The sequence below is a fragment of the Roseburia sp. AF42-8 genome, assembly GCF_003435965.1.
GTDB lineage: Bacteria > Bacillota > Clostridia > Lachnospirales > Lachnospiraceae > Roseburia_C > Roseburia_C amylophila.
Map to the genome: position 1 here is coordinate 60,212 of NZ_QTVB01000004.1, position 22,608 is coordinate 82,819.

Genomic DNA, 22,608 nt, shown 5'->3' on the forward strand with positions numbered 1-22,608 from the left:
ATGGATGGAGGATATATGGGAAAAGAGAAGGTGGCAGGAAAAGGAAATCTTTTTACGACAATGGGCAAAGTGTTGCTGGTCATGTATATTCTGACGGGAATACTGCTTTTTATTCTGGCGGCAGTCTTATATAAAATGGAATTAAGCGAAGCTGCGGTAAATATCAGCATTATCATAAGCTATATTGTAGTGGGATTTGTCGGCGGCTTCATCATTGGAAAGATTAAGAAGAGCCGGAAATATCTGTGGGGAGCCGTGATGGGGCTATTATATTTTGCGGTGCTGCTCATTGTGTCCCTGATATTGAAAAAGGGACTGGATTCCGGGATGCAGCACATCCTTACAACACTGATTTTATGCACTGCTTCGGGAACTGTGGGCGGAATGCTCAGTTAAAAAAAGTGCTTTTCTTATGAAAGACTATGTGTTATACTAACTAGAGGTATTTTTTCGAAAGGAGATAACGAGATGAAACATATTAAGACCCTGAATACAAGAAAGTTACAGAATACAGTAAAGAAGGGCGGATGCGGCGAGTGCCAGACATCTTGTCAGTCAGCATGCAAGACTTCCTGTACTGTAGGAAACCAGACTTGCGAGCATTGCAAATAATTACCAAAAGTTCAGATTGAGAACGAACGAAACGACCGTACGCCTGCGCGGACGGTCGTTATAATGTTGTAAGAAAGTGAGGAAATATTGTAGTGGTTCACCAGTATAAAAACAACGGCTATAATATTGTCCTGGATGTAAACAGCGGCGCCATCCATATTGTGGATGATTTGACCTATGATGTCATTGCATTGTGGGAAGAGACAAGCCGTGAAGAAATCATACAGAGACTGAATAAGACCTATGATGAGGCGGAGATAAAAGAAGCAATTGAAGAGATAGAGGAATTGCAGAAGAACGGAGATTTGTTCACACCGGATGATTATGAAGAATACATCGGTGATGTAACAAAGCGTCCTACTGTAGTAAAAGCACTGTGTCTGCATATTGCCCATGATTGTAACCTTGCCTGCAGATACTGTTTTGCAGAAGAGGGAGAATATCACGGCAGACGTGCGTTAATGTCCTACGAAGTAGGAAAAGCTGCATTGGATTTCCTGATTGCCAATTCCGGCAATCGCCGGAACTTAGAGGTGGACTTCTTCGGTGGAGAACCTACCTTAAATTTCCAGGTGGTAAAAGATTTAGTGGCATACGGAAGAGAGCAGGAAAAAATACATAATAAGAATTTCCGGTTTACACTGACCACGAATGGTGTTCTTTTAAATGATGACATCATGGAGTTCGCCAATAAAGAGATGGACAATGTTGTATTAAGTATTGATGGAAGAAAAGAAGTCAATGATTATATGCGTCCATTCCGCGGCGGACAGGGAAGCTATGATGTGATTGTTCCGAAATTCCAGAAATTTGCAGACAGCAGAAATCAGGAACGCTACTATGTGCGTGGAACCTATACCCATCATAATTTAGATTTTTCCAAGGATGTACTGCATCTGGCAGACCTTGGATTTAAGCAGATTTCCGTAGAGCCGGTTGTGGCACAGGAGACAGATGATTATGCCATCCGTGAGGAAGACCTGCCACAGCTTTTTGCAGAATATGATGCACTGGCAAAAGAGATGGTAAAACGGAAAAAAGAAGGAAAAGCATTCAACTTCTTCCACTTTATGATTGATTTGGAGGGCGGTCCTTGTGTTGCCAAGAGACTTTCCGGATGTGGTTCCGGAACCGAGTATCTGGCAGTAACACCTTGGGGAGACTTATATCCATGTCATCAGTTTGTTGGAAATGAAGATTTCCTGATGGGAAATGTTTTTGAAGGCTTAAAACGTACCGATATCCGGGATTCCTTTAAGAGCTGTAATGTTTATTCCAAGGAAAAATGCAGAGAGTGTTTTGCAAGATTCTACTGTAGCGGTGGATGTGCAGCGAACTCTTATAATTTCCATGGTGATATTCATAATACCTATGACATTGGTTGTGCATTACAGAAGAAACGTGTGGAATGCGCAATTATGATAAAAGCCGCAGAGGCGGAAATTTAAGTCAGGAGAAAGGAAGAAAAAAATGAAGAAAAGTAAGGGCGTAGCCATATTACTTGCAGTTCTCTTGGTTTTAGCAGGACTGTCGTATTATGCGTCTATCATCTTATCTTCAACCGGAAAGGGTGAAGATAAGAACATTAAGCTTGGATTGGATTTGGCAGGTGGTGTCAGCATCACATATCAGGTGGAATCCGAGAATCCGACTTCCGAGCAGATGAAGGATACTATTTACAAGCTTCAGAAGCGTGTGGAAGGCTACAGTACAGAAGCATCTGTATATCAGGAAGGTGATGACCGTATCACCGTTGAAATTCCAGGAGTAAAGGATGCAAACAAGATTCTGGACGAACTTGGAAAACCGGGTTCCTTAGAGTTCCGGGATCCGGACGGAAATGTTTACATGACTGGTAATGATGTAAAGGATGCACAGGCTGCAACACAGCAGGACAACCTTGGCAACAAGCAGTATGTGGTCCAGCTTACACTTACCGATGAAGGCGCACAGAAATTTGCAGATGCAACCACTGCCAACGTTGGAAAGGTCTGCCCAATTGTATACGATGATGAGGCAATCAGTACACCTCGTGTAAAAGAAGCAATTACCGGCGGAAGCGCAGTAATCGATGGAATGAGTTCCTATGAAGAAGCAGAGACTTTAGCTTCTAATATCCGTATCGGTTCTCTTTCCTTAGAGTTATCTGAGTTACAGTCCCAGATAGTGGCAGCACAGCTTGGTACAGAAGCAATTTCAACGGCATTAAAGGCAGCAGCAATCGGTCTTGCCCTGATTGCGGTATTCATGATTGCTTACTACTGGATTTCCGGTGTGGCAGCAACCATAGCACTTGGAATTTATACTACAATGGTAGTTGCAGTTATTTATCTTTTTGAAATTACACTTACCCTTCCGGGTATCGCAGGTATCATCCTTTCCATTGGTATGGCGGTAGATGCAAATGTTATTATCTTCGCCCGTATCAGGGAAGAAATTGCATCCGGCAAGACTGTTTCGACAGCGATTAAGACCGGATTCCAGAAAGCGTTATCTGCAATTTTAGACGGAAATATCACCACCCTGATTGCTGCAGCAGTGCTGGCATTTAAGGGAAGCGGTTTCGTAAAAGGATTTGCTTATACACTGGCAATCGGTATCGTTTTATCTATGTTTACCGCATTAGTTGTAACAAGACTGGTATTACATGGACTGTATGTAATTGGTTTCCGTGATGCAAAATTCTATGGAAGACAGAAAGACCGCCGTCCAATGCATTTTATTGCAAAACGCCACGTATTCTTTATTGTTTCAGCAGTAATTATCATTGCCGGATTTGTGGGAATGGGCGTAAACAAAGCCAATGGCAAGGGCGCATTGAACTTAAGCCTTGAATTTGTCGGTGGTACATCTACAACCGTAGATATGGGTAAAGATTATACTCTTGCAGAATTAGATTCTGAAGTAATTCCTCTGATTGAGGATGTGACTGGAGATTCCAGTGTACAGGCTCAGAAGGTAGAAGGAAGTACACAGGTTGTATTTAAGACCAGAAGCCTTGATTTGGACGAAAGAGAGCAGTTAAATACTACATTAGAAGAAAATCTTGGTGTAGATACTTCAACTGTTTCCTCTACTAATATCAGTTCCACGATCAGTGGTGAAATGACAAAAGATGCAGTCTGGGCAGTAGTAATTGCAACAATCTGTATGCTGGTTTATATCTGGTTCCGGTTTAAAGACATTCGTTTTGCAACCTCTGCTATTTTAGCACTGATTCATGATGTATTGGTTATTTTAACCTGTTACTCTCTGCTGCGGCTGTCTGTAGGAAGCACATTTATTGCAGTAATGCTGACAATCATCGGATATTCCATCAATGATACCATCGTTATCTTTGACCGAATCCGTGAGAATATGCATCTGGTAAGAAATGTGGATAAGGAAAGCTTAACCGAAATAGCTGACCGCTCCATTTCCCAGACAATTTCCCGAAGCTTAAATACTTCAATTACAACTTTTGTAATGGTATTCCTGCTTTATATCCTTGGAGTTGCATCTATTAAAGACTTCTCACTTCCTCTTATGGTAGGTATTGTGAGCGGAACTTATTCTTCTATCTGTATTGCAACGGAGCTGTGGTTTGTATTCAAAACACGCTTTGCAAAGAAGAATGCATAAGTAACAGAAATGATTTCCCCTCTTCTGATTTGGAAGAGGGGATTTTTACATTTGGGCGTTGTTTAAAAATTAATATCCGGGGATTGCAAAAGGATAGAAGAGATTTGTTACAATAATATTACGTTGATTCGCAGCAGATTATCTTTCGTTATGAAATACCACAGTTCTAAAATGCGTGTTTTTCTTTTGGTTATGAAAACAGTCTTTCCAATGTTTGCCAGAATAGCTACACGGTTCGTCGAAGTACAGATGCCTGATAAGGGCTGTTAGGGGCACTGGGAATTTCATCTGGCAACAGGCAACGCTGGTACAGGGATGTACCAGCGAGGCACATTTGAACATGGACGTGAATTTGTGCCGGTTGCCAGATGAAAGTATAATTATGCCGAAATTCCCTGTGCCCCTTGCAGGCGTTATGCGGCATCTGTTTTCGACGGACAGTGCAGCTATTCAGTCAAAGCAACCGGAAAGACAGTTTATATGCAAGAAAAACACGCATTCTAAGAACTGCTGGCATTTCATAACGGATAAAGATAATCCGCTGTAAATCTCCGTAATATTTTCCAGCAAAGATTATTTCCGTTTGCAATTGCCAAAAATTAATATTTGAAAAAGGAGAAAAGAATGAATACAATTCAGAAAATAGCAATTGCATATGGAATAATTGCAAATATTGTCGGGCTATCCGTCATGGGAATAGATAAACGCAGAGCCATCTGTCATAAATGGCGTATTCCGGAAAAAACATTATTTCTGGTAAGCATACTGGGAGGAAGCATTGGGACATGGGCAGGTATGTATCTGTTCCGTCATAAGACAAAACATTGGTACTTTGTAATAGGAATGCCATTTATACTGATTGTGCAACTGGTTTTATACTATTATTTTTGGTAAAAATATTTTCAAACCGGGATAGGCGTGATAAAATATATCAAACAGAAATGAGATATGGATAATAGGTGAACAACAGTATCAGGGAGAAATGCAAATTATGGCAGGAATGATGGAGTTAAATGGCTGCCGGATTATTGTAAAGGAAATTGCCGGCGGGAAGAGGGTATTAGATACAAGAATTAAATCTTATGATCCGATCCGTAAAGTAGTAAAGGTTAGTGCAGGAAGCCTGGACAACCGGATGGAGCATGCAGTGACGGTTATCATATTTGGACCGAATGGGAGCCTGGTAGAAGCTACCGGTAATCTTCGGAAGGTTATAATTGCCAATGAAGTAGAAATCGAGCTGGGCAGGAGTAAGAATGGTGAGAAGCGGAAGCATGCCCGTTATCCCTTAAAAGAAAAGGGATATATAGAATCTGTTATTGTGGATGGAACATTAATTGAATTGCAGAAGCCAATTGAAATGGAAACCTGTAATATCAGTGGAAATGGAATTCTGATTCAGACAATGGCAGGAAGCGGGACAGTTGGAACGGAACTGCGGATTTGCGTGAAACTTGGAGATACAATGTTACAGAAGACATATCGGATTGTCCGGATACAGAATGCAAATCTTAAGACAGAAGAGTATGGCTGCATGATGATTCGTGACAGGAATATATAAGGGCGGAGTGACAGAATGAGACTTAGAAAAATTCCAATTGATTTTTTATGGAAAGGCCTGGAACTTTCCGGAGATATTTATAATGACAGAGGTTCGGTGCTGCTTTTGAAACGGGGCGAAGTCCTGACACAGGACCGGTTAGATAAACTTTCCAAGTTTGAACGTGGTGGATATATTACAACCAGTGAGGAAACTTATCAGGAAATTCTCAACAGTGGAAAAGCACCAAGAGCTGCATTGCAGAGAGTATACGAAGAAGCAGTCGGCTATACAGCATTAAAAAACGATGTAGACAGTATTTTTTCTGTAACCAGAAATGCTTCCGAAATTAATGTGGAAGCAACGGAGACTGTTACAAAGGATATTTTTACTAAGATTAAGGTATTGGATTTCCCTAAAATATTTCAGTGTATTGATGCACCGAGAGAGATGGATGAGAATTTGCAGCGCCATTCCCTGAACGTAGCATTTACCAATGGTGTTATCGGGCAGTGGCTGAAGCTTCCGGAACCGGTGATTAAAAAGCTGGTATGCGCCGGATTAGTGCACGATATCGGAAAGACGAAGATACCGGAAGAAATCTTAAATGCACCAAGAAGACTTACGGAAGAAGAATTTGAAATCATAAAAGCTCATCCCGTTTATTCATATGAGCTGCTTTGGGATAATGTAGATGAAGATATCCGGTTAGCGGCAAGACATCATCATGAGCGGCTGGATGGAAAGGGTTATCCGGATCAGATTGCAGGAGATGAGATTTCTCTGCTGGCAAGGATTACCGCCATTTCCGATGTGTATGATGCCATGATTTCCCAGAGAAGTTATAAGGAATCCATGATTCCTTTTGATGTGTTGGAGAAATTTAAAAAGGGTGAATTTCCGGGACTGGATGAACGCCTGGTAGACTTATTTGTGAAAAATATGGTGGAAAATTACCGGGATGTAAAGGTACAGATGTCCGATGGAAGAATCGGTGTGGTGCGTTACATTCCACCAAATGACCTGAATCATCCGATTATCAACTGTAATCATGATGTCAGTCAGACAGATGATAAATGGTATTGCGTCTGCATTGCAAATCAGACAGGAAAATAGATTTTGCATAAATAAAAACCTCTTTACCAGAAAACTGGTAAGGAGGTTTTTGTTTACAGGCTCTGTTTCAGACAGGTTTTGATATCATCGGAAGCATTGCTGATTGGTTTCAGGTGGAAGGTATCGGTAAGATACTGCAGCACATTTGGACTGATGAAGGCAGGAAGCGTTGGACCTAAATAAATATCATGAATGCCAAGGCTTAAAAGGCAAGTAGGTCAGCAACCGCTTTCTGTTCATACCAGGATATAATCAGTGACAGTGGAAGTCCGTTTACGTCCGTTTCAAAAGCATCTGCAAGCGCAGTAGCAATGCGGATGGCAGAGTAGACATCATTACATTGTCCCACATCCAAAAGACGTGGCAGTCCGGCTACTTCACCAAAATCCAGTTTATTAAAACGGTATTTTCCGCAGGCAAGCGTTAGAATCATACAGTCAGATGGAACCATCTGGGCAAAGTCAGTGTAGTAATTTCGACCCGGACGGGCACCGTCACAGCCGCCGATAAGGAAGAAATGGCGGATTTGTCCGCTTTTAACAGCTTCCACAAGCTGTGGGGCATAGCTTAAGGCAGCGTGGTGTCCGAAACCTACCAGAATCTCTTTTGCCGGCTGGTCTTCCTGAAAACCGCCAAGTTCAATTGCCTGTTTTATGATTTCACTGAAATCTTTGTCTCCATTTTCTTTCCGACCGACATGTTTTACACCATCCCAGCCTACTACATTCGTGCTGTAAATCCTGTCTTTGTAGGAATCTCTCGGGCGCATCAGGCAGTTGGTGGTCATCAGGATACAGCCGGGAATGTTGTCAAACTGTTTCTGCTGATCCTGCCAGGCTCCACCGAAGTTACCTACAAGATGAGAATATTTTTTCAGTCCATCATAACCGTGGCAGGGCAGCATTTCACCATGGGTATAGATGTTGATGCCGGTGCCTTCCGTCTGCTTCAACAGCATTTCCAAATCATTTAAGTCGTGGCCGGAGACAATGATAAATGGCCCTTTTTTAATAGTAACATTTACCTTATGCGGGGAAGGATTGCCATAAATAGTGGTATTGGCATCGTCCAGTTTTTTCATGACTTCAATAGCCATTTCACCGGTACGCATGGTCAGACGGATCAGGTCTTCGACAGTCAGCCGGTCATCGGTAATGGCTTCTAATGCCAGTATATAAAAGTCATCCACTTCATCACTGAAGTAACCTAATTCTCTTGCCTGATGACCATAGGCACTGATACCTTTTAAACCGTAGAGAATAGTCTGACGGAGGGAGCGGATGTCTGGGTCTAAGGATTTGTCATACATAATGCCCGCCATAGGAGCATCCTTTAACATATCCGTTTTTGAATCCGGCAGATGATAGGTGGCATGGAGTGTGGAATTCGAAATTTCACCTACCAAATTGTGAAGCTCTTCTTTGATTTGCTGTGATTGCCGGAGCAGTGCCACATGTACATCTGCATCAAAATTTACATTGGTAAGTGTCGTAAAAAGTACATTTTCAATAAAGCTTACAATCGATTTGTCCATATGTTGTCCCTGCTCCACCAGCACTTTTCCGTAGCAGCTGATTCCCTTTATCTGAAAAATAAGTAAATCCTGCAGGTTGGCAATTTCCGGTGTCTTTCCGCATACGCCAAGCTTTGTACAGCCTTTGCCACCGGCTGTCTGTTCACACTGATAGCAGAACATTTCATAATTTAAATCCATGTTATTTCCCATACGATAATCTCCTTTTATAGAAAATTTTTTGGACGATTGCGAAAAGATATATTTTTCTTTCAAAATTTTTACTATAGAAGGGCATTTCAGCACAAATTACTTCCAATGCCCTTCTATATTTAAAATTTGGAAATAAAATTCTTTACTTCTTTTTCTATAATCGCCTAAGAAAAAGTTTATATATCGGCATTAGCATGAGCCGGGAAAAGGAATATTATGCATGAAGAAATAGAGTAGATAAAATAGAAAGTTGACAATGGAATAAAATCTGGCTAAAATACTTAGGAACCGAACTAATTAGAAATAGTAATAAGTTTAAAGAAAGGAACAGATTTGCCATGGAAACAGGAAAGGTAATTAATAAAATATCCAACCGGCTCCGCAGACGTTCTAAGAAAATACAGGAATCTATCGGAATCAGCGGAGCAAAGGGTAACATCTTAAATTATATTCTGGTGGAATCAGAAAACCATCCGGTATACCAGAAAGAGATTGAGGAAGAATTTGGCTTGCGTCCGTCTACTGCAACAGAGACTTTAAAGAATCTTGAGCAGGCAGAACTAATCTGCCGGGTGCCGGAATCAGAGGATGGAAGATATAAGAAGATTGTTTTTACAGAACAGGCGCGGAAGATTGAACATATTCTGCGAAAGGAAATTACGGAATCGGAAGAACTTTTATTACAGGGAATTACGGAAGAAGAAAGAAAAGAATTTTTAAGAATTGCCGAGAAGATGCTTCGGAATCTGGAATGAGAAATTTAAAGTTACAAGAGGCCGATGAGTGTCTTTGGGAAGCAGATTTTACCGGCAGAAAGGAAGGGTTACAATGGACGAAAATGAATTAATGGGCAGCATGAAGGTGTCGAAGGCAGTAGCAAAGATGGCAATTCCAAGTGTCATCAGCAGTCTGGTTACTGTCGTTTATAATATGGCGGATACATTTTTCGTAGGGCAGACAGGGGATCCGTTGCAGGTGGCAGCAGTCAGTCTGACGAATCCGATTTTTATATTATTCATGGCATTTGCCAATATGTTTGGTATGGGCGGAAGCGCAGCGGCATCTATGGCATTGGGCGAAAAGAAGGAAAAAAGAGTAAAGCAGGTTTCTTCTTTTATTACCTATGCATCACTTATCGTGGGAATTGTTTTTGCTGCAATTTTACTGGTTGGAATGCAGCCGGTTTTACAATTGTTTGGAGCAGATGCAGATACTTATGAACTGGCGAAAGGATACACAACATACATTTCTTATGGTGCACCGTTTATTATCTGGTCTGCGGCAGCAAGCTTTGTTGTGCGTGCGGACGGAGCCAGCCGGGAAGCTATGACAGGAAGTATGATAGGAACCGTGGCCAATATTATTTTAGACCCGATATTTATCAGTGGATTTGGTATGGGTGCAGCAGGCGCAGCCATTGCAACGACTATTGGAAATATAATGGCGAGTGTATATTATCTTTGGTATTTCTGTAGAAAGAGCAGGAACATGTCTATGGCATTCCGGTATTTTAAATGTGGGGACAGAATTCTGTCCCAGGTATGCTCGGCAGGACTTCCAACAGCTATTTTTTCTGCATTGATGAGCATTTCTACGATTATTTTAAACCAGATTCTGGTGGCATATGGAAATGCACCGGTAGCGGCTATTGGAATTGTATTTAAGGCAAATATGTTTATCACATTTTTACAGATGGGACTGGCAAATGGAGTACAACCGTTATTAGGCTATAGTTACGGTGCAGGGAACAGGGAGCGTTTTATTACAGTGGAACGTTATACGAAGAAATGCTGTCTGATTGTAGGTGTATTGGCGACAGCACTGTTTTTCTTTTTCCGGGAGCCGATTATCCGCCTGTTTATTTCTGATACAGAGGTCATAAATTATGGTGTGGAAATGCTGATTGCTTATATGATTTCCGGTCCGGTCATTGGCATTTTATTTATGAATATGAACTGTATGCAGTCTACCGGAAATGCACTTCCGGCAACGATTCTTTCTATATTGAGACAGGGCGTACTTTTGATTCCGGTGCTTTACGGCTTGAATGCATTGCTCGGTCTGCACGGTGTTATCTACGGACAGGCATTGACGGATTATGTGGCAGTTCTCCTTTCTATTGTAATCTGGCGTTGGAAACGCAGGAAAACTTTATAGGCGAAAAGGGTCAGGTTGCCTTTTTCACAGGTTGGTGCTATGCTGACGATAGTAGATTGGCAGAGTAAGTGGAGGAGAAGGCATGGGGCAGAATGTTCAGAAAGCAGAACAGATGAAATACCGGCTGGCAGATGCCATGAAGCAGTGTATGGCGAAGATGCCGATAGAACGGATTACAGTCCGGCAGATTGTGGAACTGAGCGGAACGACAAGACAGACATTTTACCGTCATTTTCAGGATAAATATGATCTGATAAACTGGTATTTTGACAAAATTTTAGCAGAATCCTTTGAACATATGGGAGAGGGAAAGACGGTATATGAGGGGCTGGTAAAGAAATTTGAATATATTGAACAGGAAAAATTATTTTTCCGGGCTGCATTTAAATCAGACAGCCAGAACTGCTTAAGAGACCATGATTTTGAACTGATTACCCGGTTTTATACGGATAAAATAGAAAAGAAATCAGGACAGAAATTATCGGAGCATCTTCATTTCCTTCTGGAAATGTATTGCCAGGGTTCAGTTTATATGACAATTCAGTGGGTGCTTGGAAGAAAGAAGACTACACCGAGGGAACTGGCAAAGGCACTGACGGAAGCGGTGCCGGCAGAACTGAAAGCAGTATTTGAAAAATTGCAGATGATATAGTGGTGACGGATGATGATTGAGAGTGGAATTTGTCCATGACAGATATTGAAAAATCAAGTGACAGAGTTGCCTTTTTGTAACTTTTTATTTGTCGCTTTCATTGGTAAAATAGAGGTATCAATAAAGGACAAAGGAGAAGATAAAATGGCAAACAGAATTATGTTAAACGAGACTTCCTACCATGGCGCAGGAGCAATTAAAGAAATCGCAAACGAGGCAAAGGCAAGAGCATTTAAGAAAGCATTTGTCTGTTCTGACCCGGATTTGATTAAGTTTGGTGTAACATCCAAAGTAACCGATGTATTGGATGAAGCAGGACTTGCTTATGAAATCTATTCAGATATTAAGGCAAATCCTACCATTCAGAACGTACAGCATGGTGTGGAAGCATTTAAAGCATCAAAAGCAGATTATATCATTGCAATTGGTGGTGGTTCATCTATGGATACATCAAAAGCAATTGGTATCATTATTGCAAATCCGGAATTTGAGGATGTCAGAAGCTTAGAGGGTGTAGCTCCGACAAAGAAGCCTTGTGTTCCGATTATTGCTGTACCGACAACAGCCGGAACTGCAGCAGAAGTTACCATTAACTATGTAATTACAGATGTAGAGCGTAAGAGAAAATTTGTATGTGTAGACCCGCATGATATGCCGGTTATCGCAGTAATTGACCCGGAGATGATGTCATCTATGCCAAAGGGACTGACAGCTTCCACCGGAATGGATGCACTGACACATGCCATTGAAGGATATACTACAAAGGCTGCATGGGAAATGACTGATATGTTCCATTTGAAAGCGATTGAAATTATCAGCAGATCTTTAAGAAGTGCAGTTGCCAATGAAAAAGAAGGCCGTGAAGGAATGGCATTAGGACAGTATATTGCAGGAATGGGATTTTCTAATGTAGGACTTGGAATTGCACATTCCATGGCACATACATTAGGTGCTGTATATGATACTCCACATGGAGTTGCCTGTGCAATGATGCTTCCAATCGTAATGGAATACAACGCAGAATGCACTGGTGAGAAATATCGTGAGATTGCAAGAGCAATGGGTGTAAAAGGCGTAGATGACATGTCTGTAGAAGAATACAGAAAGGCAGCCATTGATGCGGTACAGCAGTTATCTGTAGATGTTGGAATTCCAACAAAATTAGAGGCGTTAAAGGAAGAAGACTTAGAATTCCTTGCAGAATCCGCTTTTGCTGATGCCTGTGCACCGGGCAATCCAAAGGATACAAATGTAGAGGATTTGAAAGCTTTATTCCGTAAACTGATGTAATCAGAAACTTAGACAATATATGATAGAAGAAAAGATAGCAGACTCCCGGAGTATCGGAAAAACGATGTTCCGGGAGTTCTTTATGAAAAATTTATTTGCGTCTGATAGGATGGAACCGTATAATGAAATTGGATTGATATTCAATAGAGCATACTTTGTGAAGGGTTTGAGAGAGGAATCGGAAACAAAGGAGGCTATTAACCTGAACAGCGAAATTACAAATGCAGTAAAAGCGGCAAGAAATCGGGCACAATATGATGAATGTGCCAAAAGACTCTTAGGACAAAAAAGTATTCTGGCGCATATTTTGGTGAATACCGTGGATGAATTTAAAGGTATGAATCCCAAGGATGTGATACCGTATATTGAAGGAGAACCACAGGTTGGTGTTGTGCCCATAGAACCGGGCGATATTCTATGTAAGCAGGCTTATTTCATCCCAAAAGGAACGTGATTTTTGGCATTCGGATTATGGTGACATAAAACGGGTATTTAGTATCTGGATTTGCATGAATATGGATATGAATTCGATGAGTTATATTCATCTGATGAAAGAAGATATCGTAAATGAATATGACTGGGAAGGAAATATAAACCTTTTGAATATTGTATTGCTTGGTGTAACAAATGAAGTTCCCAAAAGAGAGGAACGCTATGAGCTGCATCGGCTGATAAGCACACTTTTGTCAAATGAAATAGAAGCAGAAGAAAAATTAAATATGATAGAACTGGAATATCAGATTCCGGTAAGTGAAGAATTGAGAGAGGAAGTGAACCTGATGTGTAATCTGAGTGAAGGAATAGAAGAAAGAGCAGCAGAAAAGGCTGCAGAAAAGACATTAAGAGAAACAAACAAAAAAGTAATTACCAATATGCACAGGAAGGGCTATACCTTAGAACAGATAGCAGAGATTGTGGAAATCAAACCGGAGGAAGTAGGAAAAATCATAGAAGAATCTATGTCAGTATAGAATAGAGAGAGGAAGTAGAAAAATGGCAGCACAGTTAGCGTTTGCAAGTGATTATATGGAAGGAGCTCATCCGGCAATTCTAAAAAAGTTAGCGGAGACAAATCTGATAAAAAGTGCCGGATACGGACTGGATGAATATTCGGAAACTGCAAGGGAAAAGATTCGGAAGGCCTGCAATGCACCGAAGGCAGAGGTGCATTTTCTGGTGGGAGGAACACAGACCAATGCCACGGTAATTGGTGCTCTGTTAGCATCCTATCAGGGAGTGATTGCGGCAGAGACCGGACATGTCAGTTCCCATGAGGCAGGAGCTATTGAAGCGGGTGGACATAAAGTGTTGACGATTCCGCAGACAGACGGAAAACTCAGCGCAGAAAAGGTAGAAGAAGTCTTAAATAAATTTAAAGAGGATGGCAACCGTGATCATATGGTGATGCCGGGAATGGTATACATTTCCCAGCCGACAGAATATGGAACCTTATATAACCGGCAGGAATTAGAAGCATTAAGTAAAGTATGCCGCAGCAATGGTATTCCACTTTATTTAGATGGAGCAAGACTGGCTTATGCACTGGCTTGTTCGGCGAATAATGTGACATTAGAAGATATTGCAGCATGCTGCGATGCCTTTTATATCGGAGGAACAAAATGCGGTGCATTGTTTGGAGAGGCAGTGGTATTTCCGAAGCCAGGACTTATTCCGCATTTCTTTACCATTATAAAACAGCATGGAGCACTGCTTGCTAAGGGACGGATACTTGGCATCCAGTTTGATGTCTTATTTGAAAATGATTTGTATGAGCATATCGGAGAGCCGGCAATTGCAACGGCAGATAAGATTCGGGAAGGCTTAAAGGAAAATGGAATTGAGCTTTATCTGGATGCTCCCACTAATCAGGTATTTTGTGTGGTAGACAATGCATTTATGGAAAAGCTTGCGCAAAAAGTTGAATTCAGCTTCTGGGAGAAAAAGGATGAGACGCATACGGTAATTCGTTTTGCAACCAGTTGGGCAACGACAATGGAAGACGTGGATGAGCTGATAAAATTGATTAAACAGATAAATGAGTAGATGAATGATAGACGGATAAACAGATAATGAATAAAAAGGATGGAATGAGGATTTAAAAGATGTGGGCAATACTAATGATAGTACTGTTTTTCAGTGCGTTTGCAGGAATCATCTATCTGATAAACCGGATTGGAAAATTTGGTTTCCTGAATAAAATAACAAAAGGAAAAAAGTGGCTGCGCATCCTAATTAGTGCGGTTTTGGTATGTGGAATCACCGTAATACTCTGGGTAGCGTGGGGTTCGATGAATGCTATGGTATGCTATAGTATGCATTCTGCATCTGATTATATTCTGGCTTATCAGTGACGGAATTTTTGCACTGATAAAAAACGCCGGAAGAAATCTTTGAAAAGATATTATGCCGGAGCTGTGGCACTTGTATTTACCATAGGATATCTTGGAAGCGGCTGGTATCTGGCACATCATGTATGGGAGACGGACTATCAGATTCAGACGGATAAGGAAGTAGGAAGCCTTCGGGTGGCAGTATTTGCAGATTCCCATGTAGGGACAACTTTTCATGGGGAAGGCTTTGCCGAGCATATGAAAACCATAGAGGAGTAGCACCCGGATGTGGTTCTGATTGTGGGAGACTTTGTGGATGATGATACGACAAAAGAAGATATGATAGCCTGCTGCAAAGCATTAGGAGAGCTTGATACGACTTATGGTGTATATTATGTCTTTGGAAATCATGATAAAGGATATTATCCGCCGGAATACCGGGGCTATGATGGAAATGATTTGATAGTGGAATTAGAAAAAAATCAGGTACATGTTCTGCAGGATGAGGTAGAACTGATTGCGGATAAATTCTATATAATAGGAAGACAGGATAAATCCGAAGAATATGCAGAAAAAAAGAGCCACAATGGAAGAACTGACGGCAAACCTTGATCCGGATAAATTCTCCATTGTATTAGACCATCAGCCACAGGATTATGCAGCGCAGCAGAATGTCAATGTGGATCTGGTTCTTTCCGGACATACCCACGGTGGACAGCTATTCCCGCTGATGACCATTGAGAATCTTACGAAAATGACACCGGATGACCGTGTCTATGGATATGAGCAGAGAGAAAATACGAATTTTATTGTAACATCAGGAATTTCCGACTGGGCGATTAAGTTTAAAACGGGATGTAAGTCGGAGTATCTTATGATTGATATTGAAGGAAAATAAAAGAGGTGTATATGAAAAAGTTATTTTTGTATTTGACGGAATTTTTTGCAGGAATGTCAGTGATGGCAGTAGAGTTAGGCGCAAGCAGATTACTTGCACCATATTTTAGTTCTTCCCAGATAGTCTGGACAATCATTATCGGAACCATTATGATTGCCATGGCATTGGGAAATATTTATGGCGGAAGGACGGCAGACAAATCACCGAACCCGGATAAACTGTATGGAAGAATTATCATTGCCGCAATCTGGATTGCATTAATTCCGGTAGTGGGAAAATATATTATCATAGGAATATCAGCCCTTTTAATCTTTGCGGTAAATAATAATTTCCTGATTATTGCAGCTTTTGCAGCCTGCATGGTAATTTTCGTATTTCCGCTGTTTCTGTTGGGAACGGTAACACCATCCCTGGTAAAATATTCTGTTGATAATTTAGATGACAACGGAAAGACAGTAGGTACCTTAGGGGCATTTAACACCATCGGAAGCATCATTGGAACCTTTATCCCAACCTTTGTGACAATTCCGGCAGTAGGAACATCCGTTACATTTCTTATCTTTGCGGGAATTTTACTGGCATTATCCATCGTATATTTTATCAATGCGCATACCGGAAAGAAGAAAATAGTTGCATCTATTCTGATATTTGCACTGTGCTGCGGGTTTGGATATTCCGACTCATTTGCATTCTGGGAAAATAATCTGACCTATGAGGGGGAATCCGTATATAACTATCTTCAGGTATACGAAAATCAGGACAAGGTGTCCTTATCCACCAATGTGTTATTCGGTGTGCAGTCTGTGTATATGAAGCAGGATGAACTGACCGGCATGTATTATGATTATGCCATGGCGGCACCGCTTATGTTAAAAGACAAAGAAATATCAGACATGGATGTGCTGATTCTTGGAATGGGAACCGGTACTTATGCAACCCAGTGCCGGAAATATTTTGGAGATATGAATGTGGAAGGTGTTGAAATTGATGAGAAGATTACAAAGCTTTCCAGACAGTATTTTTCACTTTCGGAGGATGTGCCGGTAACGACTTATGATGGAAGAGCATTTTTAAATGCATCCGATAAGAAATACGATGTCATTATGGTAGATGCTTATCAGGATATTACGATTCCGTTTCAGATGTCTTCCGTTGAATTTTTTACGCTGGTAAAAGAGCATTTAAATAAAAATGGCGTAATGGTGGTGAATATGAACATGCGTGGGCAGAAAGAAGGAAATATTAACCAGTATCTTTCCGACACCATAGGAAGTGTATTTGGAACAGAATATACTGTGGATGTGGCAGGCTCTACAAACCGGGAACTGTTTGCATCCGACAATGGAGAAATTTTAAAGAATCTTTCTAACAACATTTCCAAGCTTGAAAATCAGGAGTTAAAGGGAATGATGACAGAGGTATTGGCAGATACCGTTTCCTATGAAAAGGGCGATTATATTCTTACAGATGATAAGGCACCGGTGGAACTTCTTGGAATGCAGGTGATTGATGAGATGATAAAAGATGAAGTTGCATATTATAAGGGAGTTTATAAAGAGGAAGGGCTGAAAGGACTGCTGAATTCCTTTTAAATATAAGAAAAATAGTAATTAACAAAAATTGTCTGAAAATTTTAGCACTCACATCTTGACAGTGCTAATAATGCGTGCTATATTTATGCTTGGAAACAGAAATAACAGGAATTCGTTCATAGCACAGTGGGAAATGAGGTGAAAGATATGAACATTCAGAAATTTACACAGAAGTCAATGGAAGCAATCCAGGATTGCGAAAAATTAGCATATGAATATGGCAATCAGGAAATCGAGCAGGAACATCTTTTAGTGGCATTACTGCAGCAGGAAGATGGACTGATTTTAAAACTGATCGAGAAAATGGAAATCCAGAAGGAGCATTTTGTAGACAATGCAATCCGCCATCTGGAAGCAAGAACCAAGGTGTCCGGCGGCCAGGTTTATGTCGGCCAGGCATTGAATAAGGTATTGATTAGTGCAGAGGATGAGGCAAAGCAGATGGGAGATGATTATGTTTCTGTAGAGCATCTGTTTTTATCCTTATTAAGATATCCGAACCCTGCATTAAAGGAAATTTTTAAGGAATATGGTATTACAAGAGACCGTTTCCTGCAGGCACTGTCTACGGTGCGTGGCAACCAGCGTGTGACCTCCGATAATCCGGAAGCTACTTATGATACCTTAAATAAATATGGTTATGATATGGTAGAGAGGGCGAGAGACCAGAAGCTGGATCCGGTCATCGGACGAGATGCAGAAATCCGGAATGTAGTGCGTATTTTGTCCCGTAAGACGAAAAACAATCCGGTACTGATTGGCGAACCCGGTGTAGGTAAAACCGCAGTTGTAGAGGGACTGGCACAACGGATTGTACGTGGTGATGTTCCGGAAGGATTAAAGGATAAGAAGCTCTTTGCACTGGATATGGGTGCATTGGTAGCCGGAGCAAAATACCGTGGTGAATTTGAGGAACGTCTGAAAGCAGTATTGGATGAAGTAAAGAAATCCGAAGGACAGATTATCCTCTTTATCGATGAGCTGCATACCATTGTTGGTGCAGGAAAAACCGATGGAGCCATGGATGCCGGACAGCTTTTAAAACCAATGCTTGCCCGTGGAGAACTGCATTGTATCGGTGCTACCACATTGGATGAGTACCGGGAATACATTGAAAAGGATGCCGCATTGGAACGAAGATTCCAGCCGGTTATGGTAGACGAACCAACGGTAGAAGATACTATTTCTATCCTGCGTGGATTAAAGGAGAGGTATGAAGTATTCCATGGAGTAAAGATTACCGACAGTGCACTGGTTTCCGCAGCAGTGCTTTCGAACCGTTATATCTCAGACCGGTTCTTACCGGATAAGGCAATTGACCTGGTGGATGAAGCCTGTGCACTGATTAAGACAGAGCTTGATTCCATGCCGACCGAGTTAGACGAACTGAACCGTCGTGTCATGCAGTTAGAGATTGAAGAGACTGCATTGAAAAAAGAGGATGACCGTCTGAGCCAGGAGCGTCTGGCAGACTTACAGAAAGAGTTAGCAGAGCTTCGGAGTGAGTTCCAGAATAAGAAGGCACAGTGGGACAATGAAAAGAAATCCGTAGAGAAAGTCCAGAAGCTGCGTGAGGATTTGGAAAGCCTGAAAAATGAAATCCAGCAGGCAGAGCAGAGCTATGATTTAAATAAAGCGGCAGAATTAAAATATGGTAAGCTGCCGCAGTTACAGCAGCAGTTGGAAATTGAAGAAGAAAAAGTCAAAGGTGAAGATTTATCACTGGTACATGAAAGTGTCAGCGAAGAAGAAATCGCAAAGATTATCTCCCGCTGGACCGGAATCCCGGTAGCAAAACTGACTGAGAGCGAACGAAATAAGACACTGCACCTTGATGAAGAACTGCATAAACGTGTCATTGGACAGGACGAGGGCGTTACCAAGGTAACAGAAGCAATCATCCGTTCCAAAGCCGGAATCAAAGACCCGAGCAAGCCAATCGGTTCTTTCCTGTTCTTAGGACCAACCGGTGTAGGTAAGACAGAGCTTGCCAAAGCATTAGCAAGCTGCCTTTTCGATGATGAATCCAATATGGTCCGTCTCGATATGAGCGAGTATATGGAGAAATATTCCGTCTCCCGTCTGATTGGAGCACCTCCTGGATATGTAGGCTATGATGAAGGTGGTCAGCTGACGGAGGCAGTCCGCCGGAAACCGTATTCCGTAGTCCTCTTTGATGAGGTGGAAAAAGCACATCCGGATGTCTTTAATGTACTGCTTCAGGTACTGGATGACGGACGAATTACCGATTCCCAGGGACGTACCGTAGACTTTAAGAATACCATTATTATCATGACTTCTAACTTAGGCTCCATGCATCTGTTGGAGGGCATTGACGAAAATGGCGAGATTCGTCCGGAAGCAGAAGAAGCTGTCATGGAAGAACTGAAGGGTAACTTCCGGCCGGAATTTTTAAACCGTCTGGATGAAATTATTATGTTCAAGCCGCTGACCAAAGACAACATCGGCAACATTATCAAGTTACTGATGGAAGATCTGAATAAACGTCTTGCAGACCGTGAACTGAAAGTGGAACTGACTAAGGCTGCCGAGGATTATATTACCGAGAAAGGTTATGACCCGGTATATGGTGCAAGACCGCTGAAACGTTTCCTGCAGAAATATGTGGAGACATTGGCTGCAAAATTGATTCTTGCAGATAAAGTCAGAGAGGGAGATACCATTCTTATCGACCTTACCGATGGAGAACTGACTGCCAGCGCAAAACCGGCGACCGCCTGAAATGGTTCAAGCCTGACATAATAAGAAATGCAGTTGCTGCATATATTGTCAGGAGAGCAGAAAAGTAACGGTGTAAAATGAGTCGAATCCGAAAAGCATTGATATGGATGAATCTGGCACTGGCGGTATTGGTAATTGCCGCCGGAGCCTGTCGGATTCGTGTCAATCATCTGGTAAATGCAGAGAGCATGAATATAAAGAAAACAAGTGGAATAAAAGAGGTTGCATTGACATTTGACGATGGACCAAGCCCGGAATGTACGAAAGATTTACTGGAAGGGCTGAAGGAGCGCAATGTCAAAGCAACCTTTTTTGTAATCGGAGAGAAAGCAGAGGCATATCCGGATTTGATAAAGAAAATTCAGGATGATGGGCATATCATAGGAAATCATTCCTATACCCATGTGAACCTTGGCATCTTATCGAAGAAAGATGCCTGTGAGCAGATTCGAAAGACCAATGATGCCATTTATCAGATTACCGGGGAATATCCGCAGTTTTTGCGTTCTCCTTTCGGAAGCACCCAGAAGAATCTGGACTGTCAGATGAATATGATAGAGGTGCTCTGGGATGTAGACCCAAGGGACTGGGAGGTGCAGAATAAGGAAAAAGTCGTCAATAAAGTAATGACGGATGTCAAAGATGGTGATATTATTTTATTACATGACGGTTATGACAGCAGTATGCTGGCAGCCTTTGAGATTATTGACCGGCTGCAGGCACAGGGTTATGAATTTGTAACGGTAGATAAGCTGATATTTGAGTTACCTTGAGAAAAAAGAATGTTTCAATGGATTTTTGGTGTGTTTTCACTGGAAAATCGAGAAAAAATACCAGAATAGACTTGTCAAAAGGCGAAAATTAAGGTATGGTATCTTAGGATGAAATGAATTATTTTAAAGCTCAAATGTCATTTTGAAACCAAAAAAGTATAAAAATGAAGAAAAATAAGAGTAAAAATGCAAGATTCGTTTTGAAATTATGCAAGGAGCAAAAATGGATTTATTTGATTACATGCGGGAACAGAATATGGAAAAAGAGTCTCCCCTTGCGGCAAGACTTCGTCCCACGACCTTAGACGAAGTAGTCGGGCAGGAACATATTATCGGAAAGGACAAGTTGTTATATCGTGCCATTAAAGCAGATAAGTTAAGTTCTATTCTTTTCTATGGACCGCCGGGAACCGGAAAGACCACGCTGGCAAAAGTGATTGCCAATACCACCAGTGCTGAATTCCTTCAGATGAATGCTACATCTGCAGGAAAGAAGGACATGGAGGAAGTGGTGCAGCAGGCAAAGAACAATCAGGGAATGTATGGAAAGAAAACGATTCTTTTCATCGACGAGATTCATCGTTTTAATAAAGGACAGCAGGACTACCTTCTGCCTTTTGTAGAAGACGGAACGATTATCTTGATTGGTGCCACAACGGAAAATCCATATTTTGAAGTCAATGGAGCTTTACTATCCCGTTCCATTATTTTTGAACTGCATGCACTGGAAAAAGAAGATATTAAGAAGCTTTTGGTGCGGGCAGTTACTGATAAGGAAAAAGGAATGGGTGCATATCAGGCAGTCATCGATGAGGATGCACTGGAATTCATGGCAGATGTAGCCAATGGAGATGCAAGGGCAGCCCTTACCGCCATTGAACTTGGAATCTTAACCACACCACGAAGCGAAGACGGACTTATCCATATTACAATCGATGTGGCACAGGAATGTATCCAGAAGCGTGTAGTGAAATATGATAAGGCAGGCGATAATCATTATGATACGATTTCTGCATTTATCAAAAGTATCCGTGGAACAGACCCGGATGCAGCCCTTTATTACCTCGCAAGAATGTTATATGCAGGAGAAGATATCCGTTTCATCGCAAGAAGAATCATGATCAGCGCGGCAGAGGATGTTGGTACAGCAGACCCGATGGCATTGAATGTAGCGGTTTCTGCAGCACAGGCAGTAGAACGCATCGGTATGCCGGAGGCACAGATTATTCTTGCAGAAGCAGTTGCCTATGTGGCAAGTGCACCAAAGAGTAATGCATCCTATATGGGACTGAATCGTGCGATGGATGTGGTAGAACATACCAAAACGGCACCGATACCAAATCACTTAAAGGATGCACATTACAAATCCGCCGGAAAATTAGGACATGGTCTGGGTTATCTTTATTCTCATGATTACCCGCATCACTATGTCAGACAGCAGTATCTTCCGGACGGGCTGACGGATTCGGTATTTTATGAGCCGACCGACAATGGAAAAGAAAAAGAAATCGCCCAGTGGCTTCACTGGTTAAAAGAAAATGATGAATGATACAGGAGGA

Annotated in this window: 22 protein-coding genes and 1 pseudogene; 22 read left to right on the forward strand and 1 reads right to left on the reverse strand. The window is 41.6% G+C overall.

All coding sequences use genetic code 11. The features are described from left to right. Positions 1 to 15: 15 nt before the first annotated feature. The 7 genes from DW059_RS02860 to DW059_RS02890 all read left to right on the forward strand — a co-directional run bounded on the left by DW059_RS02860 (position 16) and on the right by DW059_RS02890 (position 6,889). Positions 16 to 396, forward strand: a complete 381-nt coding sequence (locus DW059_RS02860) for a TIGR04086 family membrane protein (RefSeq protein WP_022244180.1) — start codon at positions 16 to 18, stop codon at positions 394 to 396. 72 nt (positions 397 to 468) lie between these two features. Further along, entirely contained in the window at positions 469 to 612 is a 144-nt protein-coding gene (gene scfA, locus DW059_RS02865) for a six-cysteine ranthipeptide SCIFF (protein WP_022244181.1), read from the forward strand. A 92-nt stretch (positions 613 to 704) separates the two neighbouring features. Continuing rightward, entirely contained in the window at positions 705 to 2,060 is a 1,356-nt protein-coding gene (gene scfB / locus DW059_RS02870) for a thioether cross-link-forming SCIFF peptide maturase (protein WP_022244182.1), read from the forward strand. A gap of 22 nt (positions 2,061 to 2,082) precedes the next feature. Continuing rightward, the gene (secD, locus tag DW059_RS02875; protein WP_117697530.1) at positions 2,083 to 4,233 is read left to right on the forward strand and encodes a protein translocase subunit SecD; all 2,151 of its coding nucleotides are present in this window, start codon (positions 2,083 to 2,085) and stop codon (positions 4,231 to 4,233) included. Positions 4,234 to 4,857: 624 nt separating this feature from the next. After that, positions 4,858 to 5,127: a DUF1294 domain-containing protein gene (locus DW059_RS02880; protein ID WP_117697532.1), complete on the forward strand. Its 270-nt coding sequence runs from the start codon at positions 4,858 to 4,860 to the stop codon at positions 5,125 to 5,127. Positions 5,128 to 5,224: 97 nt separating this feature from the next. Beyond that, positions 5,225 to 5,794, forward strand: coding sequence for a PilZ domain-containing protein (locus DW059_RS02885; protein WP_158551983.1), 570 nt, complete (start codon positions 5,225 to 5,227; stop codon positions 5,792 to 5,794). Between the two features lie 15 nt (positions 5,795 to 5,809). Next, positions 5,810 to 6,889, forward strand: a complete 1,080-nt coding sequence (locus DW059_RS02890) for an HD-GYP domain-containing protein (protein WP_117697536.1) — start codon at positions 5,810 to 5,812, stop codon at positions 6,887 to 6,889. Between the two features lie 53 nt (positions 6,890 to 6,942). Here DW059_RS02890 and hcp read toward each other — a convergent pair. Then, positions 6,943 to 8,615 (reverse strand): annotated as a pseudogene (gene hcp, locus DW059_RS02895) (hydroxylamine reductase). A gap of 338 nt (positions 8,616 to 8,953) precedes the next feature. Between hcp and DW059_RS02900 the strand changes: the two are divergent. The 15 genes from DW059_RS02900 (at position 8,954) to DW059_RS02965 (ending at position 22,598) form a co-directional block, all read left to right on the forward strand. Continuing rightward, positions 8,954 to 9,370, forward strand: coding sequence for a MarR family winged helix-turn-helix transcriptional regulator (locus tag DW059_RS02900; protein ID WP_022243914.1), 417 nt, complete (start codon positions 8,954 to 8,956; stop codon positions 9,368 to 9,370). Between the two features lie 73 nt (positions 9,371 to 9,443). Beyond that, complete coding sequence (locus DW059_RS02905; RefSeq protein WP_117697641.1) at positions 9,444 to 10,772, forward strand: MATE family efflux transporter; 1,329 nt, start codon at positions 9,444 to 9,446, stop codon at positions 10,770 to 10,772. A gap of 82 nt (positions 10,773 to 10,854) precedes the next feature. Then, on the forward strand, positions 10,855 to 11,424 hold the full coding sequence (locus tag DW059_RS02910) for a TetR/AcrR family transcriptional regulator C-terminal domain-containing protein (RefSeq protein WP_242986068.1): 570 nt from the start codon (positions 10,855 to 10,857) through the stop codon (positions 11,422 to 11,424). Positions 11,425 to 11,568: 144 nt separating this feature from the next. Beyond that, positions 11,569 to 12,714 carry a lactaldehyde reductase gene (fucO, locus tag DW059_RS02915; protein WP_022243917.1) on the forward strand — a complete coding sequence of 382 codons (1,146 nt, stop codon included), beginning with the start codon at positions 11,569 to 11,571 and terminating at the stop codon, positions 12,712 to 12,714. Between the two features lie 82 nt (positions 12,715 to 12,796). Continuing rightward, complete coding sequence (locus tag DW059_RS16915) at positions 12,797 to 13,168, forward strand: hypothetical protein (RefSeq protein ID WP_330408235.1); 372 nt, start codon at positions 12,797 to 12,799, stop codon at positions 13,166 to 13,168. A 61-nt stretch (positions 13,169 to 13,229) separates the two neighbouring features. Next, the gene (locus DW059_RS16920; RefSeq protein WP_330408236.1) at positions 13,230 to 13,685 is read left to right on the forward strand and encodes a hypothetical protein; all 456 of its coding nucleotides are present in this window, start codon (positions 13,230 to 13,232) and stop codon (positions 13,683 to 13,685) included. Between the two features lie 22 nt (positions 13,686 to 13,707). Further along, positions 13,708 to 14,757, forward strand: a complete 1,050-nt coding sequence (locus DW059_RS02925; protein WP_117697537.1) for a threonine aldolase family protein — start codon at positions 13,708 to 13,710, stop codon at positions 14,755 to 14,757. Between the two features lie 59 nt (positions 14,758 to 14,816). Continuing rightward, positions 14,817 to 15,065: a hypothetical protein gene (locus DW059_RS02930; RefSeq protein WP_117697539.1), complete on the forward strand. Its 249-nt coding sequence runs from the start codon at positions 14,817 to 14,819 to the stop codon at positions 15,063 to 15,065. Positions 15,066 to 15,104: 39 nt separating this feature from the next. After that, positions 15,105 to 15,323, forward strand: coding sequence for a hypothetical protein (locus tag DW059_RS02935; protein WP_117697541.1), 219 nt, complete (start codon positions 15,105 to 15,107; stop codon positions 15,321 to 15,323). 9 nt (positions 15,324 to 15,332) lie between these two features. Beyond that, positions 15,333 to 15,656, forward strand: a complete 324-nt coding sequence (locus DW059_RS02940) for a hypothetical protein (RefSeq protein WP_117697543.1) — start codon at positions 15,333 to 15,335, stop codon at positions 15,654 to 15,656. Beyond that, positions 15,610 to 15,942: a hypothetical protein gene (locus tag DW059_RS02945; protein WP_118172956.1), complete on the forward strand. Its 333-nt coding sequence runs from the start codon at positions 15,610 to 15,612 to the stop codon at positions 15,940 to 15,942. Before DW059_RS02940 ends, DW059_RS02945 begins: the two co-directional genes overlap by 47 nt. 11 nt (positions 15,943 to 15,953) lie before the next feature. Beyond that, positions 15,954 to 17,534, forward strand: a complete 1,581-nt coding sequence (locus DW059_RS02950; RefSeq protein ID WP_242986069.1) for a spermidine synthase — start codon at positions 15,954 to 15,956, stop codon at positions 17,532 to 17,534. A gap of 147 nt (positions 17,535 to 17,681) precedes the next feature. Further along, on the forward strand, positions 17,682 to 20,276 hold the full coding sequence (gene clpB / locus DW059_RS02955) for an ATP-dependent chaperone ClpB (RefSeq protein WP_117697547.1): 2,595 nt from the start codon (positions 17,682 to 17,684) through the stop codon (positions 20,274 to 20,276). A gap of 77 nt (positions 20,277 to 20,353) precedes the next feature. Next, on the forward strand, positions 20,354 to 21,049 hold the full coding sequence (locus DW059_RS02960) for a polysaccharide deacetylase family protein (RefSeq protein ID WP_022243921.1): 696 nt from the start codon (positions 20,354 to 20,356) through the stop codon (positions 21,047 to 21,049). 223 nt (positions 21,050 to 21,272) lie between these two features. Continuing rightward, positions 21,273 to 22,598: a replication-associated recombination protein A gene (locus DW059_RS02965; protein ID WP_022243922.1), complete on the forward strand. Its 1,326-nt coding sequence runs from the start codon at positions 21,273 to 21,275 to the stop codon at positions 22,596 to 22,598. Positions 22,599 to 22,608: the final 10 nt, after the last annotated feature.

Coding starts and splice junctions, on each gene's coding strand:
- DW059_RS02925 (WP_117697537.1), top strand. CDS start 13,708: ATGGCAGCACAGTTAGCGTTTGCAAGTGATTATATGGAAGGAGCTCAT.
- DW059_RS02905 (WP_117697641.1), top strand. CDS start 9,444: ATGGACGAAAATGAATTAATGGGCAGCATGAAGGTGTCGAAGGCAGTA.
- DW059_RS16915 (WP_330408235.1), top strand. CDS start 12,797: ATGAAAAATTTATTTGCGTCTGATAGGATGGAACCGTATAATGAAATT.
- DW059_RS02890 (WP_117697536.1), top strand. CDS start 5,810: ATGAGACTTAGAAAAATTCCAATTGATTTTTTATGGAAAGGCCTGGAA.
- DW059_RS02950 (WP_242986069.1), top strand. CDS start 15,954: ATGAAAAAGTTATTTTTGTATTTGACGGAATTTTTTGCAGGAATGTCA.
- DW059_RS02885 (WP_158551983.1), top strand. CDS start 5,225: ATGGCAGGAATGATGGAGTTAAATGGCTGCCGGATTATTGTAAAGGAA.
- clpB (WP_117697547.1), top strand. CDS start 17,682: ATGAACATTCAGAAATTTACACAGAAGTCAATGGAAGCAATCCAGGAT.
- scfA (WP_022244181.1), top strand. CDS start 469: ATGAAACATATTAAGACCCTGAATACAAGAAAGTTACAGAATACAGTA.
- secD (WP_117697530.1), top strand. CDS start 2,083: ATGAAGAAAAGTAAGGGCGTAGCCATATTACTTGCAGTTCTCTTGGTT.
- DW059_RS02880 (WP_117697532.1), top strand. CDS start 4,858: ATGAATACAATTCAGAAAATAGCAATTGCATATGGAATAATTGCAAAT.
- DW059_RS02965 (WP_022243922.1), top strand. CDS start 21,273: ATGGATTTATTTGATTACATGCGGGAACAGAATATGGAAAAAGAGTCT.
- DW059_RS02930 (WP_117697539.1), top strand. CDS start 14,817: ATGTGGGCAATACTAATGATAGTACTGTTTTTCAGTGCGTTTGCAGGA.
- DW059_RS02860 (WP_022244180.1), top strand. CDS start 16: ATGGGAAAAGAGAAGGTGGCAGGAAAAGGAAATCTTTTTACGACAATG.
- fucO (WP_022243917.1), top strand. CDS start 11,569: ATGGCAAACAGAATTATGTTAAACGAGACTTCCTACCATGGCGCAGGA.
- DW059_RS02900 (WP_022243914.1), top strand. CDS start 8,954: ATGGAAACAGGAAAGGTAATTAATAAAATATCCAACCGGCTCCGCAGA.
- DW059_RS02960 (WP_022243921.1), top strand. CDS start 20,354: ATGAGTCGAATCCGAAAAGCATTGATATGGATGAATCTGGCACTGGCG.
- DW059_RS02910 (WP_242986068.1), top strand. CDS start 10,855: ATGGGGCAGAATGTTCAGAAAGCAGAACAGATGAAATACCGGCTGGCA.
- DW059_RS16920 (WP_330408236.1), top strand. CDS start 13,230: ATGGATATGAATTCGATGAGTTATATTCATCTGATGAAAGAAGATATC.
- DW059_RS02945 (WP_118172956.1), top strand. CDS start 15,610: ATGCAGAAAAAAAGAGCCACAATGGAAGAACTGACGGCAAACCTTGAT.